At 74.5% G+C, this 11,162-nt stretch carries 9 protein-coding genes; 4 read left to right on the top strand and 5 right to left on the bottom strand.

Annotation, left to right across the window (positions count from 1 at the left end; genetic code table 11):
• Positions 1 to 414: 414 nt before the first annotated feature.
• Both ACWDRR_RS23605 and ACWDRR_RS23610 read left to right on the top strand, forming a co-directional pair.
• The gene (locus ACWDRR_RS23605; protein WP_449774174.1) at positions 415 to 2,316 is read left to right on the top strand and encodes an RICIN domain-containing protein; all 1,902 of its coding nucleotides are present in this window, start codon (positions 415 to 417) and stop codon (positions 2,314 to 2,316) included.
• A 132-nt stretch (positions 2,317 to 2,448) separates the two neighbouring features.
• Positions 2,449 to 2,793: a hypothetical protein gene (locus tag ACWDRR_RS23610; protein WP_449774175.1), complete on the top strand. Its 345-nt coding sequence runs from the start codon at positions 2,449 to 2,451 to the stop codon at positions 2,791 to 2,793.
• Between the two features lie 129 nt (positions 2,794 to 2,922).
• On the opposite strand, the gene ACWDRR_RS23615 is transcribed toward ACWDRR_RS23610, so the two are convergent.
• From ACWDRR_RS23615 to ACWDRR_RS23635, 5 genes are all read right to left on the bottom strand, one after another.
• Positions 2,923 to 4,014: a CU044_5270 family protein gene (locus ACWDRR_RS23615; RefSeq protein WP_449774176.1), complete on the bottom strand. Its 1,092-nt coding sequence runs from the start codon at positions 4,012 to 4,014 to the stop codon at positions 2,923 to 2,925.
• Entirely contained in the window at positions 4,011 to 4,640 is a 630-nt protein-coding gene (locus ACWDRR_RS23620) for an RNA polymerase sigma factor (RefSeq protein ID WP_449774177.1), read from the bottom strand. The genes ACWDRR_RS23615 and ACWDRR_RS23620 overlap by 4 nt, the downstream gene beginning before the upstream one ends.
• A gap of 148 nt (positions 4,641 to 4,788) precedes the next feature.
• Positions 4,789 to 6,888, bottom strand: a complete 2,100-nt coding sequence (locus ACWDRR_RS23625; RefSeq protein ID WP_449774178.1) for a HelD family protein — start codon at positions 6,886 to 6,888, stop codon at positions 4,789 to 4,791.
• Positions 6,889 to 7,060: 172 nt separating this feature from the next.
• Positions 7,061 to 7,585, bottom strand: coding sequence for a hypothetical protein (locus ACWDRR_RS23630; protein WP_449774179.1), 525 nt, complete (start codon positions 7,583 to 7,585; stop codon positions 7,061 to 7,063).
• Between the two features lie 310 nt (positions 7,586 to 7,895).
• Positions 7,896 to 8,636 carry a VOC family protein gene (locus ACWDRR_RS23635; RefSeq protein WP_449774180.1) on the bottom strand — a complete coding sequence of 247 codons (741 nt, stop codon included), beginning with the start codon at positions 8,634 to 8,636 and terminating at the stop codon, positions 7,896 to 7,898.
• Positions 8,637 to 9,015: 379 nt separating this feature from the next.
• Between ACWDRR_RS23635 and ACWDRR_RS23640 the strand changes: the two genes are divergently transcribed.
• Positions 9,016 to 10,023, top strand: coding sequence for a phospholipase (locus ACWDRR_RS23640; protein ID WP_449774181.1), 1,008 nt, complete (start codon positions 9,016 to 9,018; stop codon positions 10,021 to 10,023).
• Positions 10,024 to 10,276: 253 nt separating this feature from the next.
• Positions 10,277 to 11,017: a class I SAM-dependent methyltransferase gene (locus tag ACWDRR_RS23645; RefSeq protein WP_449774182.1), complete on the top strand. Its 741-nt coding sequence runs from the start codon at positions 10,277 to 10,279 to the stop codon at positions 11,015 to 11,017.
• Positions 11,018 to 11,162 lie beyond the last annotated feature (145 nt).

Consider the following 11,162-nt stretch of genomic DNA (forward strand, 5'->3'; position numbering starts at 1 on the left):
GGGCTCCGGCCTCTCGTGGCATCCGGTCCGTCCGCGTCCGCGCCGGCTCCGCCCCCGACGGCCGACGGCGGTCGTGCCCGTGCGGTCGGACCGCCGGCCACGGAACCTCCGGGCCGTTCGAGGAGCCGGTGCGGGCTCCACCGTGCGACAGGGCGCGATTGTCCGACTACCGGAACGGCCCGAGGCGCAGGTGAGCGGCGGACAATCCGCACTTGACCGCGGACAACACCGGGCACCCGACGGCCCTTGCGGGAGCGCCCGTGAGCGGAGAACGCCCAGGTCGGGTCCGTCACCGCGACGAGTTGTCCGAAGAACCGATGGGGATCCCCCGCCACATGTTTGACTGACCATCAACAAGCAAGGCCGCTGGGGGCCGGTCATCCGGTTCGGCCCCGGACACCGGAGGGGGCAGGGGTGGCGAGTGCCGGACGTCCGCAGGGGCGCCTGAAGGGGGAGACCGAGCAGGCGGACGCCCTGGCCCGGTTCGTACGGGAGGTGACCGCCGGTGTCACCGTCCGCAGGCTCGCTCAGCGCTACCCCGCCGGCAGGACCAGCTGGAGCGAGTACCGCTCCGCGGAGAAGAACATCCCGTGGCACCTGCTCCAGCGACTCGTCCACGACCAGGTGACGGACCCGCGGACCCGGGCCGCGCTGCTGGCCCGCGCCGGCCACCTGCACGAACAGGCCACCCGGGCGGCCGGAGGCCTCCTGCCGCCCCGGCCGGAGCGGTCCGCCGGCGAGCAGGCGTTGGACCGGGCGCGGCAGGCGCAGCAGCAGGCCGAGGCGGCCGTGGCGGAGGCCGAGGAGCTGATCCGCGTGCTGGTGGCGATCGTCGCCGAGCTGCGGAGCGAGCTGGACAGCGACGGGTCCGGGGAGCCGGGCGCGGGCGACGGGGCCGGCCCGGGCAGCGGCGCGGGGACGCTGCGGCGGATCCGGCTGCGGGAGGCGACGTGGTGTCTGGGCGAGGTGCGGCGCATCCGGGACAGCGCCTGTGAGGTCCGACGGACGGCAGGGCAGGAACTCGACGCGGTCGGGCTCCTGGTCGACCGGGAGCGGGCCCGGGCCGGGACGGGTGAGGGCGGGCAGCCGGGGGCCGTGATCGCGGTGCCCGACGGGACGGGAGCGCACCTGCCGGTGCTGCGGCGCCTGGAGGGCGACCTCGTGGTGGTACGGCGGGCCCTGGCCGGCCGGTACCTGGAGGTGGCCGGGCCGGCCGCGACCGGCCCCGGGATCGTCCGTGGCGAGCTGGTCCGGGCGCCGGACCTTCACCCGACCGGCCCGTTCGCGCTCGGCCCGGTGTCCGTCGGCCCGCGGCGCGGCCGGCCCGCCGGTGCGCGACCGCGCTCCGCCGCGTGGACCGCCCCGGCCACGGGTGCGGTGGCGGCGCTCCTGGCCGGGGCCCTGGTACTGGCCGGGGTGCTGGTGGGAATCCGACTGGGCACTGCGAACCGGACACCCGTCGACGCGGCCCCCCAAGCGGCCGGCACCCGGCTCGGGCCGGGGCCCAGCGCGAGCGGCGGCCCCGCCTCCCCGCCGGAGGGGGGCTCCTCCGGGCCGACGTCGAGCCCGCCGCCGGGCACCTCACCGGCCGCGTCGCCGGCCGCTTCCCCGTCGAGCGGCACGCCCGCCCGAGCGCTGCCGACGGACCCGGCACAGCCCGCTCCCGCACCGACCGCCCCCGTGCCGCAGAGCACCCCCGCACCGGGCACGGCCGCGCGGACGCCGGACGCCGGCGCCCCGCCGGTGCCCGCCGCCCCCTCCTCGCCGGGCAGGACCGACGGCGCCGTGCCGCCGTCGCCGCCCCCCGCCTCACCGCCGGCACCGCAGACGGAGGCTTCGACCCCCGGCCGTCTCGGCGGCACCCCGATGGTGCCGCCCGCGGGGCCGGTGGAGATCAGCAACGGCAACAGCCTGCAGTGCATCGCCACGCCCGGCGGTTCCCGGGAGAACGGCCAGAACCTCCAGCAGTTCCCCTGCGGGGACTTCCCCGACCACTTCTGGGAGGCCCAGAAGTCCTACACGGACGCCGAGGGCGACACGCACTACCGGATCGTCAGCTACAACAGCGCGCTGTGCCTCTCCGTGCGCGACTCCAGCACCGAGGCCGCCGCCGGGGTGGTCCAGTCGGTGTGCGGGAACAGCCCCGGGCAGTCCTGGAGGATCGAGAAGTGGCCGAACGGCATCCGCTTCGTCAACGACAACAGCCGCCAGTGCCTCGCCGTCTCCTACCGCAGCACCGCTCCCCAGGCGCCCCTGATGCAGTACCCGTGCGGTGACTACCCCGACCACTACTGGACGTACGGCCCCCGCCGTTAGGGTCCGGCGTGACGCTCCCGTCCGCCGGGACGCGGGCGTGCCCGTGCTCCGGGCCGCCCGCCCGGTCGGCCCGGTTGGTCCGGATGCCACCGTGCGGGTGCGGCGGACCGGTCCGGCGGCCACGTTGAGGGGATGGACATCGTCGTCGTGCTGGAGCTGGACCTGCCCTCCAACGTTCGGATCCTCGGACCCGACCACGCGCCAGCGGAACCGGAGAACCCGGTGCGCCGCGCGCACGCCGCCCCCGCGGAGGCCTCGGGCGCCTGCGGCCCCCTCACCCTGTGCGGCCTGGACACCGGGGAGATGACCCTCGCCCCGCACCGGTTCGCCGAAGCCGGCCACCCCAGGCCCCGACCGCTGTGGCATGCGTGCAGCACCTGCCAGACCGCCAAACAGACCACCGCACCCACCGCCGCGAAACCCGCCGCGGACCGGCACGCGGACGACGCCCACCCGGCGGAGACCGCGGCACGCTGAGCAGCCGCCCGGCGTGCCGCGGCACCATCGTCGGCTCGCCACCCGACCGGAACCGGCCGGAACCGCCGGCCTGACGAGGGCCCGCCCCCGAACGGGCCCTCGACGCGGTCCGGCCTGTGGCGAGCGGGCTCAGCTCCTGGGCTGGTCGCCCGGCCGGTCGACGACGCCCGCCTGGAGGACGGCCGTGGCGAAGTCGTAGCCCTTGCCGTTCCCGGCGCCCGGGGCCGGGCTGCCCACGGGCGGGCGGCCGTCGCGGCCGACGGGCGGGAGGTCCGCGAGCAGCACCTGCCGCACGCCGAGGAACACGCCGGTCTGCTTGTCGAAGACGAGCGACACCCGCATGGTGCCGTTCATCCCGACCACCGCGACGCCGTGGCGTCCCAGCGCGTCCACCTCGTCGGCGACCACCGAGGTCCCGGCGAGCGTGGCGGCCGCCTCCATGAGCGCTCCCGCGACGGCGGGGGGCGCCCCCACGTTCTGGAAGATCAACTGGATGTCCCCGAACGCGATCTGGTAGCGCATCTCCTTCGTCATCTGCTGCCCCGCCACGGCCTTGGACCGGTCCGCGTTGAGGAGCTGCTGCAGGAGCCGGTCCCGCTCGGCGGGCAGCGAGGCGACGAACTCGTAGGTCGGGACGTCGAAACCCGCCTTCTTCGGTGCGCCGACGGCGGTCCCCAGCGGGGCGGGCCAGGCGACCCGCCCCTCGGTGTCCGCGCCGTACATCGTCGGGTCCACGATCAGGCCGGCGGACCTGCCGTCCACCGGCATCCACGTGGTCCGCTCGCGCTTCGACTCGCGCGCGCCGTCCGTGATCTGCCGCTGGTAGACGAACTGGGTGTTCTTCGCACCCGGGTCCGGGCTGCTCAGGACGGCCTTCGCGGCCCGGCTCAGCAGAGCGGCGGCGTCCGCCGGCTCGGGCACGGCCGGCGACTTCGACTCCGCCGCGGACGTGGCCGGAGCCGTCGGCGCTGACGTGGCCGACGACGCCGGCGCCGCACTCGCCGACACGCCGGGGGCGGCCGGACCGCGGCCGTCGTCGTGCCGCCCCTGGCCGACCACGGTCACGGCGGCCACCGCGGCGATCGCCAGTGGCGGCGCGATCCACCAGGCGTGCCTGCGCCGCGACCGCGGTGCCTTCGTCTCTGCGGCGATCTCACTCATCAGGTGCTCCCTCAACAACCGGTGGCGGTCGGCGGTGAGCATCTCGGGTGTGTCGTTCATCGGAGCTCCCCCTGCATCGACCGGGCGGCACGGAAGCCGCTCTCCCCTACCTGTCCGGGCACGGCCGCGGGTTCCCTACGTTCCATCAGGTCCTTCTCGACGAGCGACCGCAGTCGGGTGCGGGCCCGGGAGAGGCGGGAGCGCACCGTCCCGACCGGGATGCCGAGAGCCTCGGCGGCCGACACGTAGTCGAGCCCCACCCAGACGCAGAGCCTGAACACCTCGCGCTCGGCCCGGCGCAGGGCGGGCAGCGCGCGCCGTACCGCCGCCAGCTCCGCGCCGGCGTCGAGGCGGGCGACCAGCTCCTCGGCGAAGTCCTCCTCCGGCTCCCGCTCGCCCAGCCGCTCCAGGGCCGCCCGGTGCCGCCGCGCCGCCCGCGCGGTGTTGCGCAGCACGTTGGTGGCGACCCCGAACACCCAGGGCCGCAGGGCCTCGTCGCCCTCGCGCAGTTTCGCGCGCAGCCCCCAGACCTCCAGGAAGGTCATCGACACCACGTCCTCGGCCGCCGCGCGGTCCCCCAGGGTGCGCAGCGCGTACGCGTAGACGTCCTGGGCATGCGCGTCGAACAGCTCCCCCAACGCGTGGCGATCCCCGGCGCGCAACCGCGCCCGTTGTGACAGTTCCATGCCCATCCCTGTCCGCGCGGCTCACCGGGTTCCCAGTGATCCACATCACTCCCGCGCCCGCCGGTCGCCGGAGCGGCGGCTCCTCGCGGACGCTCCGCCGGGCCCGGGTCGTCGGCCGGCGCAACACCCGCTGAGCGCCCGGCCGTCCTCAGCCCGTGATCGTCACGGCGGGCGGGACGGTGATGGTGCACAGCCGCTTGGTGGCCCGGGTGAGGGCGACGTACAGGTCGCGCTCGCCGCCGGGGCGGGCGGCGGTGATGCCGTCCGGGTCGACCACGATCGCGGTGTCGAACTCCAGGCCGCGCGCCTGTGAGGCCGGCACCAGCCGGGCGTGCCGCTCGACCCCCGCAGCCGCGAGCTGCTCCGTCCTGCCATCGGCGCAGAGCACCCCGACCAACTCGCCCGGGTGCGCGGCGCCCTGCTCCCGCAGCTCCTCCAGCAGGGCGGTGACGAGCGCTTCGGGGGCCGCGGCAAGGGTACGAGGCACCTCGCCGTGCCGGATCGACCGGATCGGCGACCGGTCCGGGGCGATCCGGGCCAGCAGGTCCTCCGTGGTGGCGAGGATCTCCTGCGTGGTCCGGTAGCTGACGGTCAGGGTGCGCAGGTCGAAGCGCCGTCCGAGGTGCGGGCCGAGCGCGTCGTTCCAGTCCCGGGCCACCGTCGCCGGGCCCGCCTGGGCGAAGTCTCCGACCAGGGTCATCGACCTGCCGGGGCAACGGCGCACGACCATCCGCCACTGCATGGCGGTGAGTTCCTGCGCCTCGTCGACGACCACGTGCCCGAAGGTCGGCCCGGGCGGGCCGTCGACCAGGCTCGCCGCCTCGTCGAGCAGCGGCAGATCGGCGTCCGTCCAGGGCGCACCGGGTGTCCGCCGCAGCAGGGCCCGCTGGTCGTCGGCGAGCTGCCACAGGTACGCGGCCCGCGCCTCGTCGTCGGTCAGCAGGGCGTCGACCACGTCGCCGGGCGCGAGCAGGGGCCACAGGTCCTCGACGGCCCGGTCGATCGAGACGTCGTCCAGGAGATCGGCGCGCACGGCGTCGGCGTCGAACTCGTCGGCGCCGGTGGCGGGCGCGTCGTCGACACCGAGGCGACGCAGGTCCGCCGCCGCCATCCGGTCGAGGTCGAGGCCGGTCAGCTGCACGACCTGGGCGTCGATCAGTTCGAGGGCCTCGGCGCCGCTGCGGGCGAGCTCCCGGACGAGGGCGTCGACCAGCAGCTCCTTGAACAGCCGGCGCGCCCGGTTGTGCGCGAGACCGCTGCTCCGGGCCGACTCCCGCGCCTGTGCGACATCACCGTCCCCCAGGCGGATCCACTCCTTCCCGACCCGGACTTCGAAGTCGCCTCCCGGGGCCTGCCGTGAGCGGACCACGGCGGCCAGCGCGTCGGCCAGCGCGGAACTCCCCTTCAGGCGCGCCGCCTCGAAGGGCTCCGCCGCGCCCGGTACGACGCCGGCCAGCTCCTCGCACGTCGCCAGGACGACGTCGTTCTCGCCGAGCGAGGGCAGCACCTGGGAGATGTAGTCGAGGAACCGCGCGTTCGGCCCCAGCACGAGCACGCCGCGCTCGGCCGCCTTCGGGAACGCGTACAGCACGTACGCGGCGCGGTGCAGCGCCACCACCGTCTTTCCGGTGCCCGGACCGCCCTGCACCACCGTGACCCCGCGGTGCGGCGAGCGGACGATCGCGTCCTGCTCGGTCTGCAGCGTGGCGACCGCCGCACCCATCCGCCCCGTGCGCCTCGCCCCGAGCGCCGCCGCCAACGGACCGTCACCGACCACGTCCTGTCCGGTGGGTGCGGAGCCGTCGAGCAGCTCGTCGCTCACCCCCACCACCGTGCGGCCCGTCAGCCGCAGGTGGCGACGCCGACGCAGCCCCATGGGGTGGACCGGCGTCGCCTCGTAGAAGGACCGCGCGGCCTCGGCCCGCCAGTCCACCAGCACCGGCAGCTCGTCCGCGTCCCTGTGCAGCCCCAGCCGCCCGATCCGCAGGACCGTCCCGTCCGCCAGGTCGATCCGCCCGAAGACCAGTCCCTCCTCGGCCCCCTCCAGCCGGCGCACCTCCCCCGCCAGCCGCCCGGCCGCCAGATCCCGCTCGTACGCCTTTCCCGCGCCGTCGGGCGGCGAAGCGAGCACGCTCGCCAGCTCCTCCCGCGCCCCGGCCAGCCGCTCGTCGAACAGCCCGCCTATGACGGACACCTGAACGCGCTCGAGCTCCACTTCGCGCGCGGCACCATCGTCGATCTGAGACAAGAAATGGCCCCCTCGGCTCAACCCACCAATATTCGAGGCGCCACTATGCAGACGGATTCCGGAAAAGTAAATATTGACCGGACCAGGTGGAATGTGACCTCGGAAGCGCAACGGCGCCCGCCGGGTTCCGGCGCCGGGGTCCGCTGCCCGGCCGGGGCGACCGGCGGAACGGTCAGGCGGCGCGGCAGAGTTCTCCGGGGGCGACCGGAGCCGAGGCGCGGGCCACGGTCGCGTGCACGGGGCGGGCGGTGCGGACGGTGACCGCGGCCTGCGAGCGACGCCGCGCGAACACGACCAGGCGCAGCACCGCGAACCGGGCGACACCGGCGAGCGCCGAGGCCGACAGGTAGACGACCTGCACGAGCACCGCGCCGGGCGCCGCCACCAGTTGCTGCAGGGCGAGCATCGCCGCACAGGTCACCAGGTACGCGGCGGCGGCGGATCCGGCCGATTGCGCGTGCTGACGCCAGGTCGCCCGGCCGCCCGCGCCGAAGGTGAAGCGGGCGTGCAGTTCGGTGGCGAGGAGCGTGGAAACCACGGTGACCAGCGCGTTGGCCACGGCCCAGGGGATCCGGGCGGCGAGGGCGGTCACGGCGAAGCTGGAGGCGAGCCCCACCCCTCCGCCGCAGAGCACGAAGCGGGCGAAGGCGGTGAAGGCGCCGGGCGCCGCCTGTTGCCGGCTCTCTGCTGCCCCCATGATCCGACCCCTTTGCTGGCTCACCCCGCGAGAACGCGCCCCCTTCGGCCTGCGGGCCCGAGGGGCGCGGCCGCCCATGGCACCAGTATGGCACCCCCGTGGCGCCATGGGGAGCCACTTTCGGCCGATGCGCGGGGCACCGTGGGCTCCACGGCCGGTCGCGGCTCGTGAAGGCCCAGCTCGGAGGCTTCCCCCCGCCGGCGCCAACGGCCACCTCGGGGGCGGTCGCCCGACGGGTCGGGCGTTGCAGTTCGGCGAGCGCGCCGGTCCCACCCCCGCCCGAAGGCTCGCCGCCCGAGCCGACGCCGCGTCAGGGCAGGGCGAGGACGCAGAACTCGTGGCCCTCCGGGTCGGCCAGGCACGTCCACGGGACGTCGCCCTGGCCGAGGTCGAGGTCGGTGGCGCCGAGGGCCCGCAGCCGGGCCGCCTCCGCCTCCTTGTCGTCGCCGGGGTACGGCAGCAGGTCGAGGTGGACGCGGTCCGGCACGGTCTTCACGCCGGGCGTGCGGAGGAACTCGAGATACGGGCCGACACCCCCGGCGGAGCGCAACGACGCGTGGTCGTCGGCCACCTCGTGCACGGCCCAGTCCGTCGCCTCGCCCCAGAACCGGGCCATCGCCCGCGGATCCTCGCAGTCGACCACGACCGCGGCGATCGGCCCGGTGTCCCGGTAGATCTCCCGGGGCTCCAGCACGCAGAACTCGTTGCCCTCCGGGTCGGCGAGGACCGTCCACGGCACCTCGCCCTGGCCCACGTCGACGGGCGTGGCACCGAGCACCCGGAGGCGCGCGACCAGCTCCGCCTGATGGGCCGCCGAGGTGGTGGCGAGATCGAGGTGCACCCGGTTCTTGGTCGCCGCCCTGGGTTCCGGAACGGGAACGACGTCGATGCAGACGGCGACCGGGTCCGGCCAGACGAGGCCGCCGGCGGGTCCGACGTAGGTGGTCACGCCCGGGCGGTACGCACTCCAGCCGAGCGCCTCCGCCCAGAACCGCCCGACCGCCGAGGCGTCGAGAGCCTTGATGTTCACCTGAACAGGTCGCAGTGCCATGACGGCGATCCTATGCGTCCGCCCTGCGACACCATCCGCACTCTCGCCGAACCAGGGCAACACGGTCGGTTCAGCCGGACCGGTCGTCGGCCAGGCCTCCTGTCGGCGGGAACGGTCGGACGGGGATTGACGCAGTCCGAGAAGTGACGCGGTCATCCGCCGCGACCGACCCCGGGCCCGTCCCCACCGCCGGCTCGCCGTTCCCCCCGCACTCGACCGCGGCAGGCCCGGCACCGCGTGGCGCCCCACCGTCCTCGGTCCGATTGGTGTACGAAGTTGGCCGAGAACGTACTCCCCGTCAGATTGTCATGTCCGCAACGGTTGAGGCCGGATCCCGTGATCGAAGCGGGATCGGATCCCGCCTGGAAAGAGAGAGCACATGCCTTTGTCCGTACGCCGTTCCCTCGGTGTCGCGGCCGCCGCCGCGGCCGCGCTGGTCGCCACGGCCGTACCCGCCGTCGCCGCCCCCGGTACCACCCCGGCCCCCGGTACCGCCCCGGCGGCAGCGGCCGATCAGCGTCAGCCGATCTACGCCATCGCGCACCGGGTCGACACCCTGGACGGCGTGGACGCCGCGCTCAACCACGGCGCCAACGCCATCGAGATCGACGTCTGCGCCTGGTGGAACCCGAACGAGTGGCGGGCCTATCACGACTGTTCCTCGGCCGGCGAGAACCGGCTCGGCCCCAGCTTCGACAGCATGATCGACCGCATTCTCTCCAACGCCAACGCGGGACGCCGGCTGGCGCTGGTCTGGCTGGACATCAAGGACCCGAACTACTGCGGAGAGGAACCGAACCGCACCTGCAGCGTCGCCGGACTGCGCGACAAGGCGCAGCGGCTGACGGCTGCCGGGATCCAGGTGCTCTACGGCTTCTACGAGTACCACGGCGGCAACACCCCCGACGTCGGCGGCAGGGGTTGGAAGAGCCTGGAGGGCAGGCTCGGCAGCCTGGAGGGCATCACCACGACCGGCACCCGCGATCAGGTCCGGAACGCCTTCAACCGGTCCGGCTCCGGGTTCCCCGCCGGCCACCGGGCGATGGACTACGGCGACTCCGACATCACCAAGGGATTCGGCAACTGCACGGAGGCCACCTACAACACCTGCGCGGAGCTGAAGAAGGGGGCCGGGGACCGTGCGGCGGGACAGCTCGCGGCCACGCTGTCCTGGACGACCACCTACAACGACCCGTGGTACGTCGACAAGCTGCTGGGCGACGCGCGGGTGGACGGCATCATCGCGGGCTACGGCGCCTTCACCGGCGTGCGCGAGTACGACAACAGCTGGCAGTGCGCCAACGCCGTCAACCTCGTCCGTGACTGGGTGAACCGCCACGGCTCCACCCATCGCATGGCCACCAGCGGTGACCGCCTGTTCAGGTAGGGGAACTCCGCGGGCCGGGTCCGTACCGGCCCGCCGCCGCTCGGGCCGTCGGCCGGGATCCCGGCCGACGGCCTTCGTCCGGGGGTGACGTCCGGGTCGTCCGATACGAACACCAAGACCACACCGACCCACGGCCACAGCACATTTGTGGCTTCCGCCAGTACGCCGCCCCGCCGACGAGGTGGAGACTTTCCCGCCAGAGGCCGCGGCCCGTTCCGAGGGCCGCCGCCCAGGACAGAGGGGGGACAGCACGATGAGTGGTCAGCTGTACGACGAGATCGGCGAGGCGTTCGAGGGCTTCAAGACGCTCCCGCTCGCACGCTACGGGGAGGTGCCCGGATTCCTCGCCCTCGTCGGCGACGTGAACGGCAGGTCGGTCCTCGACCTGGCCTCCGGAACCGGCTTCTACAGCCGGGAGTTCAAGCGCCGGGGCGCATCCCACGTGCTCGGCGTGGACATCTCCTCCGCGATGGTCGACGCGGCCCGGGCACTGGAGGACGGCGACCCGCTGGGTGTGCACTACGAGCTCGGCGACGTCGCCGAACTGCGCGCCTTCGAGCGGCCCTTCGACATCGCGGTCGCGGTCCAGCTGTTCAACTACGCCGAGGACGTCGCCACCATCGAGCGGATGTGTCGGACCATCCACCGCTCCGTCGCGGACGGGGCCGAGTTCTTCGCCTTCACGCAGAACCCGGACTACCGTTTCGACGGGCCGTCCCTGGCCAAGTACGGCTTCCTCTGCGAGTCGCTCGGCGAGGAGACCGAGATCGGACCGCGGGTGAGGATCACCGCGCTCCTCGACCCGCCGATCTCGTTCGTCGCGAACCCGCCCAGCCGCGAGGTCTTCGAGAAGTGCCTGCAGGCGGCCGGCTTCCACGAGATCACCTGGGTCCCCCTGGAGATCTCGGCCGCCGGCTTGCGCGAGTACGGCACGGACTTCTGGGACGACTACGCCGCCAACCCCCCGCTGACGATGCTGCGCTGCCGCGCCTGACCCGAGCGGCCCGTCCCCGGTCCGGCCGGGGGTGGAACCGGGGGCCGAGTCCCCCGGTCGCCGTGTGGGAGGAGCCGCTGGGCCGGACGGGCGGCTACCGCTGGCCGCAGCACTCGGTCCACCGGGGGCGGCTCCAGTTGCTGCT

It is taken from the genome of Kitasatospora sp. NPDC003701, assembly GCF_053587085.1.

What these genes read in the sequence shown, in the direction of transcription:
- ACWDRR_RS23610 (WP_449774175.1), top strand. Translation starts at nt 2,449, where the DNA reads ATGGACATCGTCGTCGTGCTGGAGCTGGACCTGCCCTCCAACGTTCGG.
- ACWDRR_RS23615 (WP_449774176.1), bottom strand. Translation starts at nt 4,014, where the DNA reads ATGAACGACACACCCGAGATGCTCACCGCCGACCGCCACCGGTTGTTG.
- ACWDRR_RS23620 (WP_449774177.1), bottom strand. Translation starts at nt 4,640, where the DNA reads ATGGAACTGTCACAACGGGCGCGGTTGCGCGCCGGGGATCGCCACGCG.
- ACWDRR_RS23630 (WP_449774179.1), bottom strand. Translation starts at nt 7,585, where the DNA reads ATGGGGGCAGCAGAGAGCCGGCAACAGGCGGCGCCCGGCGCCTTCACC.
- ACWDRR_RS23635 (WP_449774180.1), bottom strand. Translation starts at nt 8,636, where the DNA reads ATGGCACTGCGACCTGTTCAGGTGAACATCAAGGCTCTCGACGCCTCG.
- ACWDRR_RS23640 (WP_449774181.1), top strand. Translation starts at nt 9,016, where the DNA reads ATGCCTTTGTCCGTACGCCGTTCCCTCGGTGTCGCGGCCGCCGCCGCG.
- ACWDRR_RS23645 (WP_449774182.1), top strand. Translation starts at nt 10,277, where the DNA reads ATGAGTGGTCAGCTGTACGACGAGATCGGCGAGGCGTTCGAGGGCTTC.